We start from the raw sequence: 24,341 nt of genomic DNA, 5'->3' as shown, positions 1-24,341 counted from the left end.
TCGATTAGAGACCAAGGCGTGATCATTCCGCGTCCAACTGCGGTATTGGTAAATGAGACGATTTCCGCCATGTTGCGCCTGAGACTGGTGAGCTCGGCGCTGTTGTCGTCGGGACTGGTGCTCATGCAGTCGGCGGCACCTCCGCTCGCCGCCGCGACCCCCGAACCCGACACTGGCACCGGGCAGACCCAGGTGCCTGCGGCGTCCGTCGCGACGCCACAGACCTGGGGCCCCTGCAATGGTTTCGTCAGCGATACCGCCGACATTCCCACCGCCCGCTGTGCGACGGTGTCGGTGCTGGTCGATTACGACAAACCTACTGGCGCACAGGCGAAGTTGGCCGTGATCCGTGTTCCGGCCACCGGCCAGCGGATCGGTTCGCTGTTGGTCAACCCCGGTGGGCCGGGGGCTTCGGCGGTCGACATGGTGGCCGGGATGGCGCCCGATCTCAAGGACAGCGAGATCAGCCGTCACTTCGACCTGGTGGGATTCGACCCGCGCGGCGTGGGTCATTCGACACCGGCTCTGCGGTGCCGCTCGGACGCCGAGTTCGACGCCTATCGGCGCGACCCGATGGTCGATTACAGCCCGGCCGGCGTGGCTCACATCGAGCAGGTGTACCGCGAGCTGGCCCAGCATTGCGCCGAGCGGATGGGGCTGCCCTTCCTGGCCAACACCGGCACCGCATCGGCTGCGCGTGACATGGACATGATCCGTCAGGCGCTGGGCGACGAGCAGATCAACTACCTCGGATACAGCTACGGCACCGAGTTGGGAACCGCCTACATCGAGCGGTTCGCGCCCCACGTGCGGGCCATGGTGCTCGACGGGGCCATCGACCCGACGATCGGTCCGATCGACGAGACGGTCAATCAGATGGCGGGCTTTCAGACCGCCTTCAACGACTACGCCGCCGACTGCGCCAAGTCGACGGGCTGCCCGCTGGGCACCGACCCGGCTCAGTGGATCGCTCGCTACCACAGCCTGATCGACCCGCTGGTGACCAGGCCGGGCAAGACTTCGGACCCACGCGGCCTGAGCTATGCCGACGCGACCACCGGCACCATCAACGCGCTGTACACGCCGCAGCACTGGAAGTACCTGACCAGCGGGCTGCTCGGATTGCAGCGTGGCACCGACGCGGGCGACCTGCTGTTGCTGGCCGACGACTACAACGGGCGCGACAAACAGGGTCATTACGACAACGGGCAGGATGCGTTCAACGCGATTCGATGCGTCGACGCGCCCACGCCGACGGACGCCGCGTCCTGGGTTTCCGCCGATCAGCGGATCCGGCAGGTGGCGCCGTTCCTGAGCTACGGGCAGTTCACCGGTGCCGCCCCGCGCGACATCTGCGCGCTGTGGCCGGTCCCGGCGACGTCGACGCCACATGCCGCCGCACCGGCCCCGCCGGGCAAGGTTGTCGTCGTCTCTACCACCCACGACCCGGCCACTCCGTATCAGGCCGGGGTGGACCTGGCCCGGCAGTTGGGCGGCTCGCTGGTGTCCTTCGACGGAACCCAACACACCGTCACCTTCGACGGCAACCAGTGCGTGGACACCGCGATCGTGCGCTATTTCGTGGACCTGACGCTGCCGCCGGCCAACCTGCGGTGCCAGGCATGAGCATCGCAACGTGCCTGGCCCCAGTCTGGCTAAGCATCCGTAACATTGATTTAACAGATCGTGCCTAGGGTGCGGGTATGGATCGGCAGAAGGAGTTCGTCCTCCGCACGCTGGAAGAGCGCGACATCCGTTTCGTCCGGCTGTGGTTCACCGACGTGCTCGGGTTCCTGAAGTCGGTCGCGATCGCGCCGGCTGAGCTGGAGGGCGCATTCGAAGAAGGCATCGGCTTCGACGGGTCGTCCATCGAGGGCTTCGCCCGGGTTTCGGAATCCGATACCGTCGCGCACCCCGATCCGTCGACGTTCCAGGTGCTGCCCTGGGCCACCAAGGCCGGCCACCACCACTCGGCGCGGATGTTCTGCGACATCACCATGCCGGACGGCTCAGCGTCCTGGGCCGACCCGCGCCACGTGCTGCGGCGCCAGCTGCAGAAGGCCAACGACCTCGGCTTCTCCTGCTATGTGCACCCTGAGATCGAGTTCTTCCTGCTCAAGCCGGGGGCCGAGGACGGTTCCGAGCCTGTTCCGATCGACAATGCGGGCTACTTCGACCTGGCGGTGCACGAGTCAGCGTCGAAGTTTCGCCGCCACGCCATCGAGGCGCTGGAATTCATGGGCATCTCGGTCGAGTTCAGCCACCACGAAGGCGCGCCGGGACAGCAAGAGATCGACCTGCGGTTCGCCGACGCGCTGTCCATGGCCGACAACGTGATGACCTTCCGCTACATCATGAAGGAAGTCGCGCTGAACGAGGGCGTGCGCGCCACCTTCATGCCCAAGCCGTTCGGACAGCACCCGGGTTCGGCGATGCACACCCACATGAGCCTGTTCGAGGGTGACGTCAACGCCTTCCACAGCGACGACGACCCGCTGCAGTTGTCGGAGGTCGGCAAGTCCTTCATCGCCGGGATCCTCGAGCACGCCTCGGAGATCAGCGCCGTCACCAATCAGTGGGTCAACTCCTACAAGCGGCTGGTGCACGGCGGCGAGGCGCCGACCGCGGCATCCTGGGGTGCGGCCAACCGCTCCGCTCTGGTTCGGGTTCCGATGTACACACCGCACAAGACCTCGTCACGGCGCATCGAGGTGCGCAGCCCCGATTCGGCGTGCAATCCGTACCTGACGTTTGCGGTGCTGTTGGCCGCCGGGCTGCGCGGGGTGGAGAAGGGTTACGTGCTGGGCCCGCAGGCAGAGGACAATGTCTGGGACCTGACACCCGAGGAACGCCGCACCATGGGCTACCGCGAGTTGCCGTCGAGTCTGGACAACGCGTTGCGTGCCATGGAGTCCTCGGAACTGGTGGCAGAGGCCTTGGGCGAGCACGTTTTCGACTTCTTCCTGCGCAACAAGCGCACCGAGTGGGAGAACTACCGCAGTCACGTCACCCCGTTCGAGTTGCGCTCCTACCTGTCGCTGTAACCCGGGCGCCCGCTGCGCCGGAGCGCTTGCGCTACCGTCAATGCCGTGGGCGCCACTCTTCCTCATCGCTTCGCGATGCGACGTGGGCGCATGACGTGACCAGGCCCGCCACGCAGCGACCCAAGCTGCCCAGCGTCGGCCGGCTGGGCTTGATGGATCCCCCGGCGGGCGACCGGTTGGCGCAGCTGGGCTGGGACAAGCACGACGACCAGGCGCACATCGACCTGCTCTGGTCGCTGTCGCGCGCCCCGGACGCCGACGCAGCACTGCGCGCGCTGGTCCGGTTGTCGGAGAATCCCGACACCGACTGGGGTGAGCTGAGCGCGGCGCTGCTCGCCGAACGCGGCCTGCGCGGTCGGCTGTTCGCCGTACTGGGTTCCTCACTGGCGCTCGGTGATCACCTGATCGCCAACCCCCACTCGTGGAAGTTGTTGCGGGGCAACGTCAGATTGCCTACCCACGAGCAACTCCAACAGACGTTCATGCGTTGCGTCGAGGAATGCTCGGGTGCGCCGGGCACCATCGTGCACCAACTTCGCGCGGTCTACCGCGACCAGCTGCTGGTGCTGGCCGCACTCGATCTGGCGCCGACCGTCGAGGATGAGCCGGTGCTGCCGTTCGTCACCGTCGGCGCCCAGTTGGCCGACACCGCGGACGCCGCGCTGGCCGCGGCACTGCGGGTGGCCGAGGACTCGGTGTGCGGCGACCGCACCCCGCCGCGACTGGCGGTGATCGCGATGGGCAAATGCGGTGCGCGGGAACTGAACTACGTCAGCGACGTCGACGTGATCTTCGTCGGCGAGCGCGCCGACGCGATCACCACCCGGGTGGCCAGCGAGATGATGCGGCTGGCGTCCTCGGCGTTCTTCGAGGTGGACGCCGCGCTGCGCCCGGAGGGACGCCATGGGGAGCTGGTCCGCACAGTCGAATCGCACGTCGCCTACTACCAGCGCTGGGCCAAGACGTGGGAGTTCCAGGCGCTGATGAAGGCCCGCGCCGCGGTCGGCGACGCCGAACTCGGGCAGCGCTACCTCGAGGCGTTGACGCCGATGGTGTGGACCGCCTGCGAGCGTGCGGATTTCGTCCCCGAGGTGCAGGCCATGCGGCGGCGGGTGGAGCAACTGGTGCCCGCCGACATCCGCGGCCGTGAACTCAAACTGGGCAGTGGTGGCCTGCGCGATGTGGAGTTCGCCGCCCAACTGCTGCAGCTGGTGCATGGACGCGGTGACGAGTCGTTGCACGTGGCTTCGACTGTCGACGCTCTGACCGCGTTGGGTCAGGGCGGCTACATCGGGCGCGAAGACGCGGCGAACATGATCGCCTCCTACGAGTTCCTGCGCCTGCTCGAGCATCGGCTCCAGCTGCAGCGGCTCAAGCGCACCCATCTGCTGCCCGAGCCGGACGACGAAGAGGCGGTGCGCTGGCTGGCGCGCGCCGCGCACATCCGACCCGACGGCCGCCACGATGCGGCCGGTGTGTTGCGCGAGGAACTCAAACACCAGAACGTCCGGGTGTCCCGGCTGCACTCCAAGTTGTTCTACCAGCCGCTGCTGGAATCGGTGGGCCACGCCGGCCTCGATCTCGTCGGCGGCCGAATGACCTCGGAAGCCGCGGAACGTCAGCTGGCGGCACTGGGCTACGAAGGCCCGCAGACGGCACTGAAGCACATGTCGGCGCTGGTCAACCAGAGTGGCCGCCGCGGCCGGGTGCAGTCGGTGCTGCTGCCGCGACTCCTGGACTGGCTGTCCTACGCCCCCGACCCGGACACCGGGCTGCTGGCCTACCGACGGCTCAGCGAAGCGCTGGCCTCACAGAGCTGGTACCTGGCGACGCTGCGCGACAAGCCGACCGTGGGCAAGCGGCTCATGCACGTGCTGGGCACGTCGGCCTACGTGCCCGACCTGCTGATGCGCGCACCGGAAGTCATCCAGAATTACGGCGACCGCCCGTCGGGTCCCATGCTGCTGGAGGCCGAGCCGGCCGCGGTGGCCCGGGCACTGGTCGCCTCGGCCGGCCGCCACGCCGATCCGGTCCGGGCCATCGCCGCCGCGCGTACCCTGCGCCGTCGCGAGCTGGCCCGCGTCGGCTCCGCCGATCTGCTGGGCATGCTCGAGGTCACCGACGTGTGCGCGGCCCTGACCTCGATCTGGGTGGCCGTGCTGCAAGCGGCTCTGGATGCGACGATCCGGGCGCACCTTCTCGAGGACGGCCGCGCCCCGGCGGCGATCGCGGTCATCGGGATGGGCCGGCTCGGCGGCGCCGAGCTCGGTTACGGCTCGGATGCCGACGTGATGTTCGTCTGCGAGACGGCCGACGGCGCCACGGATGCACAGGCGGTGAAGTGGGCCAACATGATCGCCGAGCAGGTCCGAAAAGAGTTGGGCCAGCCCAGCGTTGATCCTCCGCTGGAGGTCGACGCCAATCTGCGGCCGGAGGGGCGTAACGGCCCCCTGGTGCGCACGCTGGCCTCCTACGAGGCCTACTACGCGCAATGGGCGCAGCCGTGGGAAATCCAGGCGCTGCTGCGGGCGCACGCCGTGGCCGGCGACCTGGAGCTGGGCCGCCGCTTCCTGGAGATGGTCGACAAGACCCGTTATCCGCCCGATGGCGTCTCGGCCGAGGCCGTGCACGAGATCCGCCGCATCAAGGCGCGCATCGAGTCCGAGCGGTTGCCGCGCGGCGCCGACCCCAACACCCACACCAAGCTGGGGCGCGGGGGACTGGCCGACATCGAATGGACGGTGCAGCTGCTGCAGCTGCGACATGCGCACGAGATCCCGGCGCTGCACAACACCTCGACGCTGGAGTCCCTGGACGTCATCGCCGAAAACGGGTTGGTGGCCCAGGACGAGGTCGATCTGCTACGGCAGGCGTGGCTGACGGCGACCCGGGCCCGCAACGCGCTGGTCCTGGTCCGCGGCAAGCCCACCGATCAGCTGCCCGGGCCGGGGCGTCAGCTCAACGCGGTCGCGGTCGCCGCCGGTTGGCACAACGACGACGGCGGGGAGTTCCTGGACAACTACCTTCGAGTGACGAGGCGGGCAAAAGCTGTGGTGCGCAAGGTGTTCGGAAGTTGACCCAAGATGCCGGCGCGCTCGGAGCGCTGTTCGAGCTGTTGAGCGCGTCCGAAGCTGACCGGGTGACGGCCATATACGCTCCGCTCGCCGATGCCGTCCGCGACCTCCTCGACGTGACCGTGCGCACCGAGGTCGACGAGGACACCGTCGCCCAGGCCCGGGCCGCGATCGAGACGGTCACCCGCTCGCTGCGGCAACGCACCCGGCCCCTCGGGGTGAGCTACCGCGTCGACGGGCGTCCGCTGCCGCTGGGCAATGCCGTTGTGGGCGTGTGTAATCCGATCGCGCCGCCGCTCGTCGTACACCACGACGGCAGCGGACGGTGCCGCGCCGAGTTCGTGCTCGGCGCGGCCTACGAAGGGCCGCCGAAGCTGGTGCACGGCGGCGTCAGTGCCCTGGTGCTCGACCACATGCTCGGCGAGGCGGCCAGCGAAGGGCTGTCCAAGGCGCGTTTCACCGGGACGATCACGGTGCGATACCTGCGTGGCACGCCGTTGGGCCCGCTGCGCTCCGAAGCCTGGATCGATCGTCGGGAAGGTGTAAAAGTGTTTGCGCGCGGATTTATCTCCGATTCCGAGGGAATAACGGTCGAATCTGAAGGGGTCTTCATCGAACCGGCGTGGGCGCGGGACGGGCAGTGAAGTTCTACGTCAGCAGCGCCTTCCTGAACACCCAGGACATCATCGAAATTGCAAGAGCCGCAGATGAACTGGGCTATGACGGCCTGGGCATTCCCGACCACGTCGTCAACCTGGAGACGCTGCAGACGCCCTACCCGTACACCAAGGACGGACAACGTCGGTGGCAGCCGTTCACCGACTGGCCCGACCCGTGGGTGCTCGTCGGTGCGCTCGCCCAGGTGACGACGCGGCTGAAGTTCGTCACCACGGTCTACATTCCGGCCATGCGCAACCCCTATGCGGCGGCGAAAGCGATTGGCACCGCGGCGGTTCTGGCGTCCGGCCGGATCGAGCTCGGGATCGGCGTGGGCTGGTGCCGCGAGGAGTTCGAGCTGATGGGGGAGCGGTTCGCGGCACGCGGCAAGCGCACCGAGGAAATGATCGGCCTGATGCGTGAGCTGTGGTCGCCGGGCTGGACCGAGTTCGACGGCTCCTTCTACCAGGCGCCGCGCTTGGAGATGCAGCCGACTCCGCCGCCGATCCCGGTGTACGTCGGCGGGCTCAGTGACATCGCGCTGCGCCGGGCGGCTCGCTACGACGGCTGGATTGGGGACTTGATCAAGACCGAACGCGCGCTCGATGCGGTGGGCAGGTTGCGGGAGCTGCGCGCGGAAAACGGTTTGTCCATGCAGGATTTCACCGTCCTGACCCCGCTGACCGACGCGTTCACCGTGGCCGACTACCGGCGTGCCGAAGAGGCGGGGATCACCGGCATCATCACCATGCCGTGGATGTTCTACACGGGACCGGACGCCGGCCTGGCCGAGAAGATCGACGGGCTGGCGCGCTTCCGTAAAGACCTGGCGCTCGACGGCTGAGGCCGCGGGACTCGTTGACAGGGTTACTGCGGGGGTGACCTGTGGAAGAAGCCGGAGTGCCCGAAATCGGCGATGGCGAAGTCGCTGACATTGCCGATGCCGGAGTTGCGGATACCGATGTTGAAAAAGCCCGAGTTCTGAAAGCCCGCGCCGTTGTTGTCGCCGTTGAAGAAGCCCGAGCCCCTATCGCTGGAATTGCGGAAACCCGAACCTCCGAATCCCGAGTTCTCGAATCCCGAGGTGTCGGGTGCACCGTTGCGGGCGCCCGAGGTTTCGTCGCCGGCGTTCGCGAATCCCGATGCGCTGTTGCCCTGATTGAAGAACCCCGACGTGCCAACGCCGGTATTACCGAAACCCGAGCTGACACCGGGTCCGTTGCTGGAGCTGCCGAAACCGGTGTTCACATTGCCGGAATTGAAGCCGCCGGTGTTGATGTCACCGGAGTTTCCGAAGCCGGTGTTGAACGAGCCGGCGTTGAAGAACCCCGAATTGCCCCGGCCCGAATTGAAGAAGCCGGTGTCGGCGCGACCGGAGTTGAACATGCCGGTGGCCTGATCGCCGGAATTGAAGAAGCCCGTGCTGTAGCGGCCGGAGTTGAAGGCGCCCGTTGCTTCGCCACCGGTATTTGCGAAGCCGGTGCCTTCTAGGCCGGTGTTCCAGAAGCCAGTGTTGGTTCCGCCGATGTTCTGGAAACCGGTGCTGTTGGTTCCGGCGTTCTCGAAGCCTATGTTCGCAAAGCCGGAGTTGAAGATGCCGACATTGTTGGAGCCGGAGTTGAAGAAGCCGATGTTGTTGCTGCCGGAGTTACCGAAGCCGATGTTGCCGTTGCCGGTGTTGAAACCGCCGATGCCGATCTGGTTGTTGCCGGTGAGCCCGAAACCGATGTTCCCGTTGCCGGTATTGCCGAAGCCGATATTGCCGTTGCCCGTGTTGCCGAAACCCCAGTTGCCGTCGCCGGTATTTCCCGAACCTCGGTTGAAGCTGCCGGTGTTGGCACTACCGATGTTCGCGCGTGCCTCGGTATTGGTCGGCCCGATGTTTGCGAACCCGAGATTTCCGTCGCCCTTGTTGCCGCCGCCGATGTTTTCGTTACCCGAATTGGCGAAACCCACATTCTGGGTGCCGTTGTTGCCGCCGCCGGCGTTGCCGGTGCCGCGGTTGCCGCCGCCGACGTTCCCGTCTCCGTGATTTCCGCTGCCCAGGTTTGAATTGCCGGTGTTGCCGCTGCCGATGTTCGCACTGCCGGTGTTCCCGCTGCCGACGTTGGAGTCGCCGATGTTGCCGTTGCCCATATTTTGGTTACCGGTGTTTCCGGCGCCCACGTTGTAGTTGCCCTTGTTGCCGATGCCCAAGTTGTCCAGTCCGGCGGTGGCCAGCAGGTTCTGCAGGCCCTGCTGCCAGGGCGCCAACTGCGCGACCGCGGCAGCGGCGGCGGCGTGGTACCCGGACATGGCCGTCACGTCCTGGGCCCACATTTCCTCGTAGATGCCCTCGATGGCCGCGATTGCCGGGGCGTTCTGCCCGAACAGATTCGTCAACACCAGCGACACGATCTGAGACCGGTTGGCCGCTATCGCCACCGGGCTGACTATGGCCGCCCGCGCTGTCTCAAACACCCCGGCGATCGCCTGGGCCTGGCCCGCCGTCCCGGTCGCCTGTGCCGCCGCAGCGTTGAGCCACGCGGTATACGGGGCGGCCGCCGCAGCCATCGAGGCCGACGCCGCGCCCTGCCAGCCGCCGGTTGTCAGGGTCGAGGTCACCGAGGAGAACGAGGCGGCCGACGAGCTCAACTGATCGCCCAACGACTGCCAGGCGACCGCTGCCGTCAATAAGGGCTCGGACCCGGCGCCGGCGAACATGAGCGCCGAGTTGATCTCGGGTGGCAGTATGGCGAAATTGGGCACGATCACTCTCCATGCGAGAAGCCGTCACCGCGGCAGCTGATGCCAACAGGGCAGCACCCAAACTAACGCCAACTTGCCTGGCAATCTCAGAAATCGTGCGATCTGCTGCAGATGCCGAAGGGCCCGCCTGCTCAGCGACCGGTTTCGTCGCCGAGCGGGCGGGCCCGTTCAGCCGTCTTCAGACGTCCTCTAAACGTCGTAGTAGAGCGCGAACTCGTACGGGGTGGGCCGGATCTGGACCGGCAGGATCTCGTTCTCCCGCTTGAAGTTGATCCACGTCTCGATCAGGTCCGGCGTGAACACGCCGCCCTCGGTGAGGTATTCGTGGTCCTCCTCGAGCTTGTCGATCACCGCCGACAGCTGGGTGGGGGCCTGCGGGATGTTCGCGGCCTCCTCCGGCGGCAGCTCGTAGAGGTCCTTGTCGACCGGAGCCTGCGGCTCGATCTTGTTCTTGATGCCGTCCAGTCCGGCCATCAGCATCGCCGCGAACGCCAGGTACGGGTTGCCCGACGAGTCGGGGCAGCGGAACTCCAGCCGCTTGGCCTTGGGGTTGCTGCCCGTGATCGGAATACGGACGCACGCACTCCGATTTCGCTGGCTGTACACCAGGTTGATCGGGGCCTCGTAGCCGGGCACCAGTCGCTTGTAGGAGTTCACCGTCGGGTTGGTGAAAGCCAGCAGCGACGGTGCGTGGTGCAGCAGGCCACCGATGTAGTGGCGGGCGGTGTCCGACAGGCCGGCGTACCCGGTCTCGTCGTACATCAGCGGGCTGCCGTCCTTCCACAACGACTGGTGGGTGTGCATGCCGGAGCCGTTGTCACCGAAGAGCGGCTTGGGCATGAACGTGACGGTCTTCCCGTTCGCCCACGCGGTGTTCTTGACGATGTACTTGTAGAGCTGCATGTCGTCGGCGGCGTGCAGCAGGGTGTTGAACTTGTAGTTGATCTCGGCCTGTCCGCCGGTGCCCACCTCGTGGTGGCCCTTCTCCAGGCTGAAGCCGGCCGCGATCAGGTTCTGCAGCATCTTGCTGCGCAGGTCGACGTAGTGGTCGACGGGCGCCACCGGGAAGTAGCCACCCTTGGGGCGCACCTTGTACCCGCGGTTGGGGCTGCCGTCGGCCTCGGTGGCCGCACCGGTGTTCCACCAGCCCGAGATCGCGTCGACCTCGTAGAACGAGCCGTTGGTGCGCGAGTCGAAGCTCACCGAGTCGAAGATGTAGAACTCGGCCTCGGCGCCGAAGTACGCCGTGTCGGCGATGCCGGTGCTGATCAGGTAGTTCTCGGCCTTGCGGGCGACGTTGCGCGGGTCGCGGGAGTAGGGCTCGAGGGTGAACGGGTCGTGTACGAAGAAGTTGAGGTTCAGCGTCTTGGCCTGGGTGAACAGGTCGACCTGCGCGGTTTCCGGGTCCGGGAGCAGCAACATGTCGGACTCGTGGATCGACTGGAAACCACGGATCGACGAGCCGTCGAAGGCCAGGCCGTCCTCGAACACGCTCTCGTCGAAGAACGAGATCGGAATGGTGAAGTGCTGCATGATGCCGGGCAGGTCGCAGAAACGGACGTCGACAAACTCGACGTTTTCGTCTTTGGCAAGTTTGAAGACGTCGTCGGGCGTCTTATCCGTCACAGGAAGGCTCCTTTACTTGGTGATTCGCGGCCGACGCTAGGGAGCAGTTGTTGCCCGTCAGTCAACCCCGTGTTGCGCAGACGTTACGTACCACGGCGGCCGCAACAGCACCCGGGTGACCGCCGGGCCCTATTGTGAAGGCCATGGCCCGCAAGATCGTAACTGGTCCGCCGCCGATGCTGAATGGGCTATGCCATCCGGGGACACCCGAGATCACCGGACATGTGCGATGACACCGCAATCATCTGCCGGTTACCCCGGCGAAACGCTCGGCCTGCCGCAGACCGGTCCGGGTTCGGTGGCGCCGATGGGACGCCGCCTGTTGGCGTTGCTGGTCGACTGGTTGATCGCCGGCGGGCTGGCGCTGTTGGCGCTGACGTTCGGCGCGATCTCCGACACGTTGTTGTCGACGGTGCAAGCGGTGGTGTGGCTGGTGATCGGCGCGGTGTCGGTGCGACTGTTCGGGTTCTCGCCCGGCCAGCTTGCGCTGCGGATCCAGGTGGCGGCGACCGATGGCCGATTGCCGATCGGCATCGGTCGCGCCTTGGCCCGCGGACTGCTGATCTTCTTGGTGGTCCCGCCGCTGTTCACCGATACGGACGGCCGAGGCTTGCAGGACCGGTTGACCAGGACCGCGGTGCTACGCCGCTGAAACTCACCCGTTGGCGCCGGCGCTGCCGGATGTGCCCGGCAGCGCGCTGCCCTGGCCGCCGGCACCCCCGGTGCCGCCGCCGGCACCCCCGTTGAGACCGCCGCTGCCGCCGTTGCCACCGAAGCCGATGCCGGAGGCGGCACGACCGCCGCTGCCGCCGTTACCGCCCTTGATGACGCCGTTGTCGCCGGCATAGCCGTCACCGCCGGCCCCGCCGTTGCCGAACCACATGCCGGCGTTGCCGCCGTTGCCGCCGGCACCGCCGAGTTGGCCGCCGCCGCCACCGTCACCGCCGTTGCCCCACAGCACGCCGCCGTTGCCGCCGCCACCGCCGTGCGCGCCGCCGGTGAAGCCGAAGCCGCCCAGCCCGCCATTGCCACCGTTGCCGATGAGCCCGACCGCGCTGCCGCCGTTGCCGCCGGCCCCGCCGACCCCGGCTACGCCGCCGCCGAGTCCGCCGAGTCCGCCGTTGCCGCCGAAGCCGAACAACAGACCGCTGGTGCCGCCGCTGCCGCCGGCCCCGCCGCTGCCGAAGACGCCGTAACCGCCGACCCCGCCGGCTCCGCCGTTGCCGACGAGCGCGACGGAGTCGCCGCCGGTGCCGCCGGCCCCGCCGGTGCCTCCGGCGCTGGTTGCGGTGCCGCCGTTGCCGGCCAGTCCGCCGTTGCCGAACAGCCGCCCGCTGACGCCACCGCCGCCGCCGGTGCCGCCCGTTCCGTTCGTGGTGGCCCCGCCGGCGCCGCCGGCCCCGCCGTCGCCGATGAGCCCCAGCACGCTGCCGCCGCGACCGCCGGCGCCACCCGCGCCACCGAGGGTGTTGTACCCGCCGGCGGCTCCGGTGCCGCCGTTGCCGAACAGCAGGCCGCCGGTGCCGCCATTACCTCCGGCGGCCGCCTGGGTGACCGCGGTAGCGCTCTGCCCGCCGACGCCACCGGCGCCGCCGTCGCCGATCAGCCCGATGGCATTGCCACCGTTGCCGCCGGCACCACCGACCCCTGCGGCACCGAGGCCGCCGGCTCCGCCGTTACCGCCGAAGCCGATCACCAGGCCGCCGTTGCCGCCGCTGCCGCCGGCTCCACCGCTACCCGCGACACCGTTGCCGCCCAGACCGCCGGCTCCGCCGTTGCCGATGACGGTGAGCGCGTTGCCGCCCGCGCCGCCGGCCCCGCCGGTGCCGCCGGCGGCGGTCGCCATGCCGCCGTTTCCCCCGCTTCCGCCGTTGCCCAGCAGGTGCCCGCCGCCGCCGCCGGCGCCGCCGGCCCCGGCCACGCCGGTCGTCGTGTATCCGCCGGCGCCACCGGCGCCGCCGTCACCGATGAGGCCGAGCACGTTGCCACCGGCGCCACCTGCGCCACCCGGGCCACCGAAGATGTTGTATCCGCCCGCGCCGCCCGCGCCGCCGTTGCCTAACAGCCAGCCGCCGGTACCGCCGTTGCCACCGGCCGGCGCCGCGACGGTCCCGTCGCCGGTTTGTCCGCCGACACCTCCCGCGCCTCCGTTGCCGATGAGCCCGAAGACGTTGCCGCCGTGACCGCCGGCTCCGCCGACCCCACCGGCTCCGACCCCGCCGGCGCCACCGTTGCCCCCGACACCGAAGAGCAGGCCGCCGCTGCCGCCGCTGCCGCCGGCGCCCCCGACGGTGCCGAGCCCGCCGGTTCCGCCCGCGCCGCCGGTTCCGATCAGCCCCATCGCGTTGCCACCGGCACCACCGGCCCCGCCGGATCCACCGAGGCCCAGTCCGCCGATACCGCCGGACCCACCGTTGCCGTACAACCACCCACTGGCGCCTCCGGCACCACCGTTCGCACCGGTGCCGCCGGCGCCGCCGGACCCGCCGTTGCCGAATAGGCCGGCAGCACCACCGCTGCCGCCCTTTTGGCCCGCCGCCCCCGATCCGCCGTTGCCGCCGTTGCCGAACAGCAGCCCACCGGCTCCGCCGTTCTGGCCGGTACCGGGCAATCCGTTGGCGCCGTTGCCGATCAGCGGGCGTCCCAAGAGCGTCTGGGTGGGGGCGTTGATCGCGCCGAGCAGGTTCTGCTGGATCGTCTGCAACGAGGCGTTCACCGCATCCGCGCTGCCGTAGGCGATCCCGCCCGCGCTCAGGATGCGCACGAATTCTTCGTGAAAGGCCGTCGCCTGGGCGCTGACGGAGCGATACATCTCGCCGTGCCCGTTGAACAGCGCCGCCACGGCCGCTGACACCTCATCGGCACCCGCTGCCACCAGCTCTGTCGTCGATGTCGTCGCCGCTGCGTTGGCCGTGCTGACGGCCGACCCGATACTTGCCAGATTCGACGCCGCCGCTGCCACAGTCTCCGTCGACACGATCACAAACGACACTGCTGTCCTCCCACCGTCGAGACCCGGCTTCCGACGAGTCGCGCTGAATTGCCCGGAATATCACGGGCAAACGTACGGGGGAGTATGACGTAATTCACGCTTGTTTATCAAACTGTTATAAAGCTATTTATTTCCCTCGTCGTCAATGTTAAGTCGTTATACAGAATGGCGAATAGTCGCCATTTGTGGGACTCCCTGTAAATCAGCTTTACAACGCGATAGAGCCCGGCGGTCACAGAACCTGCTGGCAGCACGGTCGCAGGCCGGTGGCCGCGACTGCCGGCGCGCGGACGACCACTGGGGCATGGCGCATTTCGGTCGATTGATTTAAATTCACCGAATTGTCGGCAGGCCCAGCGGGACAGCGCTAATTACTTACGGCGCACCGTGCGCTGAACCCCGCGCATCTTGCCGGAGTTGGGCAGCGGCCCTTTAGGCATCATCGCGGCGCCGGCCCGCGAACCGAGCGCAGCCAGCCGGGACTCCAATGTATCCATCTGCTTCGCCGTGATGTTGGCGGGAAGGCGGTTCAAGTGGCGCTCCAACTTGGCCAACGCCACCTCACCCTCGCCGTTTCCCACGATGATGTCGTAGATCGGCACTTCCCCGACCACCCGCGCCGTGCGCTTCTTCTCCTGAGCGAGCAACGGTTTGACGCGCGTGGCCGAACCCTCGCCGACCAGAATGACACCGGGTCGGCCGATCACCCGGTGCACCGCGTCGAAGTGGCCGGTGGCGGCCACCCCGGGGGTCACCCGCCACTTGCCCCTGAGGTTGTCCAGCACCCATGCGGCGGCGCCCGTCTGGCCCTCGGCCTGCTTGAAGACGCTGCGCTGGGCCCGTCGGCCGAAGATGATGAACGCCACCAGTGCGCCCAGCAGCAGACCGATTGGGATCATCATGATCATGGTCAGCCCGCCGGCCCAGACACCGATCGCCACGCTGACGGCCACGATCAACACGAAGGCGCCGATCATGTATGGCAGCAGGCGCTTGTCCTGCTTGCGCTGCATGTTGAACGCCTGCCACAGCTGAGCCCGGCGTTGTTTGGCGGCCGCCTTTCGGGCGGCCGCCGCCTCGGCCTTGGCGGCCTTGTTCTCCGCAGCAGATCGGGATTTCGCCATAGTCACTAAGGATACGTACGCGCCGGTTATCCAGGCGTCGAGGTTCGCGCCGCGCGGGCCTGCTCGTAGAGCCGGCCGGCCCGGTAGGACGAGCGAACCAGCGGCCCCGCCAGAACGCCGGCGAAGCCCAGAGCCTCGGCGAACCGTGCAAACTCGACGAACTCATCCGGTGTCACCCAGCGTTCGACCGGATGATGCCGCGCCGTCGGCCGCAGATACTGCGTGATGGTGACGATGTCGCAGCCGGCGTCGTGCAGGTCGGCCAGCGCCGTGCGCACTTCGTCGGGAGTTTCCCCCAGGCCCAGAATGAGGTTGCTCTTGGTGACAAGGCCGAAGTCCCGCGCCGCCGTGAGCACATCCATACTGCGCTGGTAGGTGAAAGCGGGACGGATCCGCTTGAAGATGCGCGGCACCGTTTCGACGTTGTGCGCCAACACTTCCGGGCGGGACTCGAACACCTCGGCGAGCCGGGCGGGTTCGCCGTTGAAGTCCGGAACCAGCAGTTCAACGCCGGTCGACGGGTTGAGCTCCTTGATGGCCCGTACCGTTTCGGCGTACAGCCAGGCCCCGCCGTCGGGCAGGTCATCGCGGGCGACACCGGTGACGGTGGCGTAGCGCAGCCCCATGGTCTGCACGCTCTCGGCCACCCGGCGAGGCTCGTCGCGGTCCAGCTCGGCGGGCTTGCCGGTGTCGATCTGGCAGAAGTCACAGCGGCGGGTGCACTGGTCGCCGCCGATCAGGAATGTCGCCTCCCGGTCCTCCCAGCATTCGAAGATGTTGGGGCAGCCGGCCTCCTCACACACGGTATGCAGGCCTTCGCGCCGGACCAGGCTCTTGAGCTCGGTGTACTCCGGTCCCATCCGGGCCCGAGTCTTGATCCACGGCGGCTTGCGCTCGATCGGAGTCTCGGCATTGCGCACCTCGAGGCGCAGCAGTTTCCGACCCTGGGGAGCGACAGTCACATGCTCGATGCTACGCGGCCGGGCAACTGATCCCGGACCGGCAACGACCCGTCCAGGGCCTCGCACACGGCATCGGCAACGGCGGCTCTGACGTCGTCCACCGCGATGTGACGGCCGAGTTCGGCGGACAATGAGGTGACGCCGGCATCGCTGATGCCGCACGGCACGATCGCAGTGAACGACGACAGTTCACAATCGCAGTTCAGCGCGAACCCGTGCAACGTCGTCGAGCGCGCCACCCGCACCCCGATCGCGGCGACCTTGCGGGCGGGCCGGCCGGCAACCCAGACCCCGGAGCGTCCGTCCACCCGTCCGGTTTCCAGGCCTAGATCGCCGCACACCTTGATCAGGGCCTCCTCGAGACGCCGAACGTAATTCACCACGTCGAGGGGCTCGGCCAAACCGATGATCGGATACCCGACCAATTGCCCGGGGCCGTGCCAGGTGATCTTGCCGCCCCGGTCGGTGTCGACGACGGGGGTGCCATCCAACGGACGTTCGTGCGGTTCGGTGCGCCGGCCGGCGGTGTAGACGGCCGGGTGCTGCAGCAGCAGGAGGGTGTCGGTTCCGCCGGCGACCCGGGCATCGGCCAGGTCGCGCTGCAGCTGCCAGGCGTCCTGGTAGTCGATGGTTGCGAGCTGCCGTACGTCGATCGTGGCGGCGCTGGACCGGATTGAACCCGTCACCTCAGCGACGTTACGCGAAGCGCTGCCCCGACGGCTCGACCAGCAGCTAATCTGCCTGCCATGAGTCTGCTGCAGATCGTGGACCACGTCGGTTCGGCCATCGATGTCGCAGGTGTCTCGGTGATCGTCATCGGCTGCATAATCGCCTGTTCGCTGTTCCTTGCCCGGGTGGCGCGACAGCCGGACGAGGCTTATCGCGACCTGCGCAACAACCTGGGACGGTCGATTCTGATCGGGCTGGAATTCCTGGTGGCCGGCGACATCGTCAAGACAATCGTCGTCACGCCCAACGCGCAACACGTCGCGGCCCTGGCCGGCGTCGTGGCGATCCGGACTTTCCTCAGCCTCTCGCTGACCGTGGAAATGACCGGCAAATGGCCGTGGCGGGAGGCCGATGCGAAGGCGGACGTCGCGTGAGCTAACCGCCGGCGCGCGAACAGTCGACCGACCGCATCTCCTGCATCAGGGCCATGTTCGCGTGCGGGTCGACCGGGGCGTCGATGATGTGCACGCCGCCCGCGGCGGCAGCCTCGTCGAGCAGGGCACCGAACTGTGCCGGATCGTCGAGGCGATGTCCGGTGGCGCCGTAGCTGCGGGCGAGGGCGACGAAGTCGGGATTGCCGAAGTCGACGCCGTAGCGCTGATACCCATCGGCGACTTGTTTCATCGCGATCATGCCCAGGCTCTTGTCGTTGAACACCACCACGATCAGGTCCAGCCGTAGCCGCACCGCGGTCTCGAGATCCTGAACATTCATCGCGAAACCGCCGTCGCCGGTCAGCACCACCACCTTGCGTTCCGGATGCACAAGCTTGGCCGCGATCGCCGCGGGCAGGCTGATGCCCATCGATCCGAGCGCGTGATCGATCAGCATGGTGTTGGGCTGGCGGGCGTTGAAATTCCTTGTCGCCCACATCATGTGGATGCCGTTGTCGAGGGACAGGATGTCGTCGTCGGCCATGAACTCGCGCAGCGTCGCGATGAGGTGGCCCTGTTTGGCAGGGAATGACGTGTCGGTCGCCGAGCGGGCGATGCTGTGCCGCGTCGCCTCGGCCAACTGGTGGAACTCGGCGTGGTCCCAGGCGGGATTCGGGGTCAGCTGCGCGGTGAGCCGGCGCAGCGCGTCGGCCATCTCGCCGACGATCTGAGCCTGCGGGAAGTAGCTGTTGTCGCCTTGGGCGGCAAAGGGATTGAGGTGGATGACGGTTTGCTTGCCGTCGGCCTGCATGAACAGGGTGGGCTTTTCCATGACGTCATGGCCGACGTTGAGGATCAGGTCGGCCGCCTGGATGGCGCAGTTCGGATAATCGGCGGGCATGATCGAACAACCCACGTACAGCGGGTGGTCCTCGTCGGCGACCCCCTTGCCCATCATGGTGACGACGAAAGGGATCTGGGTCTTGTCGATCAGCGCACGCACCGCCGCCGCGACCTCCGGTCGATTGGCGCGGGTGCCACCGCCGACCATGATCAGTGGCCGGGCGGCCCGCTGAATCAGATCCGCTGCCGCGTCGATGCTCTCCTGTGTGGCGACGGGTATGTCGCTGTGCCGGCACGCAACGGACGGGCCGAGGTCGGTGTCGCGGGCCACATCCTCGGGCAGCTCCAAGTGCGCCGGGCCCTGTCGCCCGCCCAGCGCAGACATCATTGCCTGCCTCAGCAGCGACCCGGCCATCGCGCCGGACGGGATCTTGGCGGCGAACTTGGTGATGGGGCGCATCACGTCGACCACGTCGACCAGCTGATACTGGCCCATCCTGTTGTCGCGCACCGCCTTCTGGCCGGTGAGCACCAGCATCGGCATGGCCGCCAGATACGCGTGCGCCACTGGCGTGGTCAGGTTCATCGCACCGGCGCCGAGTGTCGACATGGCAACTGCCAGCTTGCCGGTCAGCCGCCCGTACGCTGCCGCGGCGAAGCCCGCGGCCTGCTCGTGGCGGAACAGGATGAAGGTGATCCGCCCGTCTTTGCGCAGTGCCTCCAGAAAGTGCAGGTTCTCATCGCCGGGGATCCCGAAGACGTATTCGACTCCTTCGGCAACCAGCGCGCTGACCAACTGCTCGCTGGTGTCAGCCGGTGTGTTCACAGTTCGCCGCTGCCCTGACGGAGGACGGTCCGGGGGTCTTCGTTCTTCAGGCTCTCCTTGGCGGCGTCCATCTTGTGCATGATGTTGCGCGCCTTGGTCAGGACGGCTTCGGCCTCTGCGCCCGGGATCACCACGGCCGTAGAACCTTTGGCGAAGATGACGTCGCCGGGCACGACGGTGACCCCACCCACGGCGATCGGGACGTCGGCCAGGTAGGGCTGGACTTCGTTGCCGCCCGCGCGCACCGTTTCGCCCCGGCTGTAGGTGGCGAACCGATAGGTGTTCAGCTCTTCGTAGTCCCGCAGTTTGCCATCGGCGAGAATGCCTGCCATACCGAGGTTTTCCACCCGGCTGAGCTTGGTGCCGCCACCCAGCGACGTGTGCGGGTAGCCGTTGGACGCCATGACCAGCACCGCTCCGGCCGGGTCATGCTTGGCGACGGCCCGGTAGATGGCCGGCCCGAGGCTGTGCTTCTCCGGGTCCATCAGGTCCTTGCGCACCGGAAGGTAGGAGATCGTCACCGCCGGGCCGATGAGTACCCGGCTGGGATCTGGGCTGTCGAGTTCGATGATGTGCGCGCGGTGCGCGTGCGTCATCGTCATCGCGTCGACCACATCGGCGACTCCGAGACCCGCAACCAACTCGGTCAGCTTCATGCCTTCACCTCTCCAATCAACGGATAAATCCTGTCGGACCAACGGGCAGCATCCGAAGCAGCAGGCTCACCACGGGAATCATGCGCCCCATCGCGTGGGGTATCAGCTGTTCCAGCGAAGTTCGCACGGCCGCCGCCGTCGCGACATCGGGGAGGCCGGTAGGGCCCAGGGCTCCGCTGACTGCGGCGCCGCGCCGTCTGCCGTCCTGCACCACGCAGTCCACGGCGGCCAGCAGCGATCCGCTGTCATGCAGCGGCTGCAGGGCTGCGTAGTAGAGGACCAACATGGCGGGCCAGCGAGCCAGATTTCGGGGCAGGCTGACCTGCAGGGCCCGCCCCTGCCCGCGAGCTCCGATCAGGTTGACGCTGCGCACCATTTCCGCGACGTGGGGTGGCATCTCGTCGAAGTTCAGCGGGGGAAGCACGGGTGATGCCGAGGGCGCACGGGACGGCGGGCGCACCGGCGGGCACGGCGGTGGTGGGATTCCGTGCAGACGGGCCAGGACCGCGCAGAACGCCACGGTGTTCAAAGGGTTGCCCCTGTCGTAGCCGAAAAGCGTTGCCCTGATCGTTGTTTCGTGATCTTCCTCGATGCCGATCGACCGGAGCGCTGCAGTGGTGAACCGGGGCACCGGAGGCAGTTCGGGGGCGGCGCGCAGCGCGTCGGCCTCCGAGTACACGGCGCCGTTGCCGTACAGCGGCTTCATCGTCGCCCAGGTCCAGTCCAGGCCGCCGGGGATCGATGCGAGGTGGCGCCACACCAGATTGACGAATGACATCCCCAGTGTCTTCCGAATGTCGTCGTAAAGTTCGGCCATGTGCCCGGTCGCTTCGGCCTCGCTGATACTGGGGAGCGGATCGCCCTGCATTGCTGTGTCGGTCAGTCGGCAAACGATCAGTTCGGCATGTTGTCGCGCATGTATGTGATGGCAAGGTTCATCGCCGCAGCCTTGACCTCGTTGCGCCGCATCATCGTCGCGTTGTGCTCGGCGATGTTGATGGTGTAGGGGTTGTCTCTCAGCAGCTTCGCGCCGAAAAGCAGGTTCAGCGCCGCCAGTTCGGCGTTGCGCCGCACATAGGGCGACAGTTCGCCGCCCGCCTCGATATAGCTGGCACCCGGCCCGGCATCACCGACCCAGTAGACGTCGGTGTTGGGTGGCACCGTCACGCCGAAATGCAACAGGTTGGCGAAAGTGTTGGCGACGCAGTCGTGGCTGCCGTCCTCGTTGCCGGTCACCACACAGCCGGCCACCGATCCATACAGCGGGAATTGCCCGGTACGTTCGCACATCACCGTTTTCGTGGTGCCGTCCAGACGCTCGATCACCCGCTGCATCACCGATGAACGCACCCCCATCCAGATCGGCATCGCGGGCACGATGATGTTGCAGCGCTTGACTTTTTCCAAGATCGCCGGCCACTCGTCGCCCTCGCCCTCATCGTTCCCGATGCCGGGCTTGACGTTGTAATCCACCACTCGGACGATTTCGGTTTCGATGTCCGGTTCATGGGCCCGCAGACGTTCGATAAGCAGATTGCACAGTGCCTCGGTGTTGGAGACCTCCGGACCCTTCTTCAAAGTGCAATTCAGAAAGAGCGCATAGAGCGGGCCCTCTGATTTCATGTCATGGAAAATCGAGGCAGTCACGCTTCTCCATCGTCGGTCGTGTCGGCTGGTAACGCGCCGGAAGCAAGATACCTCAATACGCGCGGCCGCGAAATGGGTTCGGCACGGGTGTTCAGTCCTGCTCGCGACGTGCGGTCGCGTAGTCCAGCGCCTCGCCAATTGTGTTGTGGTGGAAGTGGAAACCGGCATCCTCGAGCGCTGTCGGAATGGCGCGTTGGCCGGTGAGCAGGCCCTCGTCGGCGAATTCGCCGAGTGCTGCGCGCACGGCGAAACCCGGCATGACCATGGCAGTGGGGCGGTTGATCGCCCGGCCCAGCGCGGTGGTGAACTCCGCGTTGGTCACCGGCGCGGGGCCGGTAAGGTTCACCGGGCCGGACAAGCTCGGATGCGAGATCGCAAAGAGCAGCGCCCGCACCTCGTCTTCGAGACTGATCCACGACATGTACTGACGGCCGCTGCCCAGCCGGGCGCCCAAGCCCAGCGAGAACACCGGCCGCATCATCCGCAGGGCCCCGCCGGAGGGCGCCAGCACCAGGCCGGTGCGGGCCAACACCACCCGGGTGCCTTCATACTGCGCCGGCAGCGTGGCGGCCTCCCAGTCCACGCACAGCTGGGCGAGAAAGGAGCGCCCGGCGGCATCGGTTTCGTCGACCACACGGTCCTTGGTGTCGCCGTAATAACCCACCGCGCTGGCGTTGACCAGCGTGCCGACCCCGGCATCGGCGACCGCGGCGGCCAGCACCTCGGTCGGCGCGATCCGGCTGTCGCGCAGGCTTTGCTTGAAGGCTCCCGACCATCGGCGCTGGCCGATGTTGACTCCGCACAGGTTGACCACCACATCGACGTCGACGAGGGCGTCGGCATCGAACCCGCCACTTTCGGGGTTCCAGTGCAGCTCTTCGGAGTTCGCCGGGGTGCGACGGACGATCCGCAGCACGTCGTGGTCAGCCGCGCGCAGCGCCGCGGTCAAAGCCGAACCGATCAAGCCAGACGAACCCGCAATCGCGATAACCGGTTTGGCCACGGTTCGGCAGCCCTCCCTTAAAGCCCCAGGTCGGCCTCGAAGGCGCCCTCTTCGAGCCGGTGCTTGATCGTGGTCAGGAACCGTCCGGCGTCGGCGCCGTCGATGAGCCGGTGGTCGTAGGTCAGCGGCAGGTAGCTGACCGACCGGACACCGATGGATTCGTTGCCCATGTCGTCGACGATCACCCGCGGACGCTTGACGATGGCGCCGGTGCCAAGCATGGCGGCCTGCGGCGGCACCAGGATCGGCGTGTCGAACAGTGCGCCCTGGCTGCCGATGTTGGTGATGGTGAAGGTGCCACCGGACAACTCGTCGGGTTTAAGGTTGCCCGATCGCGCGCGGTTGGCGATGTCGGCAATAGCGCGGGCCAGGCCGGCCAGGGACAGGTCGCCGGCGTTGTGGATGACGGGGGAGAGCAGTCCCTGTTCGGTGTCGACGGCGAATCCGAGGTGCTCGGCGTCGTAGTAGGTGATCTCCTTGGTTTCCTCGTTGTAGCTGGCGTTGATGTTCGGGTGGATCTTCAGGGCGTCGATGACAGCCCGCGCGATGAACGGCAGGTACGTCAGGTTCACCCCTTCACGCTCGGCAAACGCTGTCTTTGCCCGGGCCCGGAGCGCCACGATCTTGGTCATGTCGACCTCGTGGGTCTGGGTGAGCTGCGCTGTGGCCTGCAGGGACTCGCGGGTCTTGGCGGCGGTGATCTGACGGATCCGGCTGGCCTTCTGCTTGGTCCCCCGCAGATGGGCCAGCGACGGTGCCGGTGCGGCCGCGGCAGCCGGCTTTGCCGGGGGAGCCGAGGGCTGGGCGGCCGGCTTGGCCTCTTCCTTCGGTTGCTTCTTCTTCTCCGCGGCTGCCAGAACGTCCTGCTTGCGGATCCGCCCGCCCACACCGGTGCCGGTGACTTCGGACAGGTCGACGTTGTGTTCCGCGGCCAGTTTGCGTACCAGCGGCGTGACGTACGGGCCGCCGTCGGACGCGGCTTCGGCTTGTGGTTCCGGCTTGGGCTCCTGCTTGGGTTCGGGCTCGGGTTCCGGTTCTTTCTTGGCCTCTGGTTCTGGTTCTGGTTCTGGTTCTGGCTCTGGCTCTGGCTCGGGTTGCTTTTCCGGTTCCGGCTCGGGCTCGGCCGCTGCCTTTTCCTCACTCGGCTGGGTTTTCGGCTTGGCCGAACCCCCGCCGGCATCGGAACTCCCCACCTTGGCCAGCTCCCCGCCGACCTGCACGACGTCGTCCTCTTCAGCGGTGATGCTGACCAGCACACCGGCCACTGGCGAGGGAATCTCGGTGTCGACCTTGTCGGTGGACACTTCCACCAGCGGCTCGTCCACCTGGACCGAGTCGCCGACCTTCTTCAGCCACCGGGTCACGGTGCCCTCGGTAACCGATTCGCCCAGCTCCGGCATCAGCACCGGCGTCCCGTCGCCGCCGCCCGACCCGCTGGCCTTCTCCTGCTTGGGTTCGGGTGCCGGTTCCTCTTCGGCCGCCGGCTCGGATTCATCCTGAGACTGCTCCTGGGCCGGCTGCGATGATTCTTGGCCGCCTTCTTGGTCGCCCTCGTCTTGGCCCCCGTCGTCGTCGGAGTCGCCGATGATGGCCAGATCGCCACCCACCTCTACGGTGTCGTCCTCCTGGGCGATGATCTTGGTGAGCACGCCCGCAGCGGGCGAGGGGATTTCGGTGTCAACCTTGTCCGTCGAAACCTCGACGAGTGGCTCGTCGACCTCGACCGTGTCGCCTTCCTGCTTGAGCCAGCGGGTGACCGTTCCCTCGGTGACGCTCTCACCAAGTGCCGGCATCTGGACGGAGAAGGCCATCTCTGTTGACTCCTCGGACGGTCGTCGGATCGGCGCAGGTCGACCTCTGGCTTACCACACCGTCAAGAAACAGGTGGGCAACCCATGCCGAGGTCAAAACTTATCCTTTCACTCTGCCACCGGCGACCTACATTCAGGGCGCGGCGACTTCGGGGGCGTGTCCTGACGGTAGGGCTTGCTACGGTGTGGCAACTGTTCCCCAACGGCAAGTCGCAGGCGGCGGAG

19 protein-coding genes are annotated in these 24,341 nt (G+C 67.3%); 7 read left to right on the top strand and 12 right to left on the bottom strand.

Translation table 11 applies throughout. The features are described 5' to 3' along the window. Positions 1-60: 60 nt before the first annotated feature. From AC5Y7D_RS00175 to AC5Y7D_RS00155, 5 genes are all read left to right on the top strand, one after another. On the top strand, positions 61-1,626 hold the full coding sequence (locus tag AC5Y7D_RS00175) for an alpha/beta hydrolase (protein WP_499920919.1): 1,566 nt from the start codon (positions 61-63) through the stop codon (positions 1,624-1,626). Between the two features lie 77 nt (positions 1,627-1,703). Next, on the top strand, positions 1,704-3,044 hold the full coding sequence (glnA, locus tag AC5Y7D_RS00170) for a type I glutamate--ammonia ligase (protein ID WP_499920342.1): 1,341 nt from the start codon (positions 1,704-1,706) through the stop codon (positions 3,042-3,044). A 152-nt stretch (positions 3,045-3,196) separates the two neighbouring features. Continuing rightward, positions 3,197-6,121, top strand: a complete 2,925-nt coding sequence (locus AC5Y7D_RS00165; protein WP_499920917.1) for a bifunctional [glutamine synthetase] adenylyltransferase/[glutamine synthetase]-adenylyl-L-tyrosine phosphorylase — start codon at positions 3,197-3,199, stop codon at positions 6,119-6,121. Further along, positions 6,118-6,762, top strand: a complete 645-nt coding sequence (locus tag AC5Y7D_RS00160) for a PaaI family thioesterase (protein ID WP_499920340.1) — start codon at positions 6,118-6,120, stop codon at positions 6,760-6,762. Before AC5Y7D_RS00165 ends, AC5Y7D_RS00160 begins: the two co-directional genes overlap by 4 nt. Continuing rightward, positions 6,759-7,619, top strand: a complete 861-nt coding sequence (locus tag AC5Y7D_RS00155) for a TIGR03619 family F420-dependent LLM class oxidoreductase (protein WP_499920336.1) — start codon at positions 6,759-6,761, stop codon at positions 7,617-7,619. The genes AC5Y7D_RS00160 and AC5Y7D_RS00155 overlap by 4 nt, the downstream gene beginning before the upstream one ends. Before the next feature lie 23 nt (positions 7,620-7,642). Here the strand turns inward: AC5Y7D_RS00155 and AC5Y7D_RS00150 are convergent, their stop codons facing one another. Both AC5Y7D_RS00150 and glnA (AC5Y7D_RS00145) read right to left on the bottom strand, forming a co-directional pair. Next, positions 7,643-9,523: a PPE domain-containing protein gene (locus AC5Y7D_RS00150; protein WP_499920333.1), complete on the bottom strand. Its 1,881-nt coding sequence runs from the start codon at positions 9,521-9,523 to the stop codon at positions 7,643-7,645. Positions 9,524-9,712: 189 nt separating this feature from the next. Further along, positions 9,713-11,149: a type I glutamate--ammonia ligase gene (glnA, locus tag AC5Y7D_RS00145; RefSeq protein ID WP_499920330.1), complete on the bottom strand. Its 1,437-nt coding sequence runs from the start codon at positions 11,147-11,149 to the stop codon at positions 9,713-9,715. Positions 11,150-11,378: 229 nt separating this feature from the next. Between glnA (AC5Y7D_RS00145) and AC5Y7D_RS00140 the strand changes: the two genes are divergently transcribed. After that, a complete protein-coding gene (locus AC5Y7D_RS00140) occupies positions 11,379-11,801 on the top strand; it encodes an RDD family protein (RefSeq protein WP_499920328.1) in 423 nt (140 codons plus the stop codon). 3 nt (positions 11,802-11,804) lie between these two features. On the opposite strand, the gene AC5Y7D_RS00135 is transcribed toward AC5Y7D_RS00140, so the two are convergent. From AC5Y7D_RS00135 to lipB, 4 genes are all read right to left on the bottom strand, one after another. Then, positions 11,805-14,141 carry a PE family protein gene (locus tag AC5Y7D_RS00135; protein ID WP_499920324.1) on the bottom strand — a complete coding sequence of 779 codons (2,337 nt, stop codon included), beginning with the start codon at positions 14,139-14,141 and terminating at the stop codon, positions 11,805-11,807. 371 nt (positions 14,142-14,512) lie between these two features. Beyond that, complete coding sequence (locus AC5Y7D_RS00130) at positions 14,513-15,265, bottom strand: DUF4191 domain-containing protein (protein WP_499920322.1); 753 nt, start codon at positions 15,263-15,265, stop codon at positions 14,513-14,515. Between the two features lie 26 nt (positions 15,266-15,291). After that, entirely contained in the window at positions 15,292-16,227 is a 936-nt protein-coding gene (lipA, locus tag AC5Y7D_RS00125) for a lipoyl synthase (protein WP_499920320.1), read from the bottom strand. After that, complete coding sequence (gene lipB / locus AC5Y7D_RS00120; protein WP_499920318.1) at positions 16,224-16,913, bottom strand: lipoyl(octanoyl) transferase LipB; 690 nt, start codon at positions 16,911-16,913, stop codon at positions 16,224-16,226. Before lipB ends, lipA begins: the two co-directional genes overlap by 4 nt. A gap of 60 nt (positions 16,914-16,973) precedes the next feature. Here lipB and AC5Y7D_RS00115 point away from each other — a divergent pair, with 60 nt between their 5' ends. Then, entirely contained in the window at positions 16,974-17,330 is a 357-nt protein-coding gene (locus AC5Y7D_RS00115) for a DUF1622 domain-containing protein (protein ID WP_499920316.1), read from the top strand. A 1-nt stretch (position 17,331) separates the two neighbouring features. Here AC5Y7D_RS00115 and AC5Y7D_RS00110 read toward each other — a convergent pair whose 3' ends face one another. The 6 genes from AC5Y7D_RS00110 to sucB form a co-directional block, all read right to left on the bottom strand. Further along, positions 17,332-18,999 carry an acetolactate synthase large subunit gene (locus AC5Y7D_RS00110; protein ID WP_499920314.1) on the bottom strand — a complete coding sequence of 556 codons (1,668 nt, stop codon included), beginning with the start codon at positions 18,997-18,999 and terminating at the stop codon, positions 17,332-17,334. Further along, a complete protein-coding gene (locus tag AC5Y7D_RS00105) occupies positions 18,996-19,655 on the bottom strand; it encodes an RraA family protein (RefSeq protein WP_499920312.1) in 660 nt (219 codons plus the stop codon). Before AC5Y7D_RS00105 ends, AC5Y7D_RS00110 begins: the two co-directional genes overlap by 4 nt. A 16-nt stretch (positions 19,656-19,671) precedes the next feature. Next, positions 19,672-20,523: a hypothetical protein gene (locus tag AC5Y7D_RS00100; protein ID WP_499920309.1), complete on the bottom strand. Its 852-nt coding sequence runs from the start codon at positions 20,521-20,523 to the stop codon at positions 19,672-19,674. Between the two features lie 26 nt (positions 20,524-20,549). Then, a complete protein-coding gene (locus AC5Y7D_RS00095; RefSeq protein ID WP_499920307.1) occupies positions 20,550-21,278 on the bottom strand; it encodes a flavodoxin family protein in 729 nt (242 codons plus the stop codon). 115 nt (positions 21,279-21,393) lie between these two features. After that, positions 21,394-22,305: a TIGR01777 family oxidoreductase gene (locus AC5Y7D_RS00090; protein WP_499920304.1), complete on the bottom strand. Its 912-nt coding sequence runs from the start codon at positions 22,303-22,305 to the stop codon at positions 21,394-21,396. Positions 22,306-22,322: 17 nt separating this feature from the next. Then, entirely contained in the window at positions 22,323-24,116 is a 1,794-nt protein-coding gene (gene sucB / locus AC5Y7D_RS00085) for a 2-oxoglutarate dehydrogenase, E2 component, dihydrolipoamide succinyltransferase (RefSeq protein ID WP_499920299.1), read from the bottom strand. Positions 24,117-24,341: the final 225 nt, after the last annotated feature.

It is taken from the genome of Mycobacterium sp. NGS49 (assembly GCF_059812565.1).
Note: the sequence above shows the minus strand (reverse complement) of the source record. Positions and strands in the feature narration are given on the sequence as shown.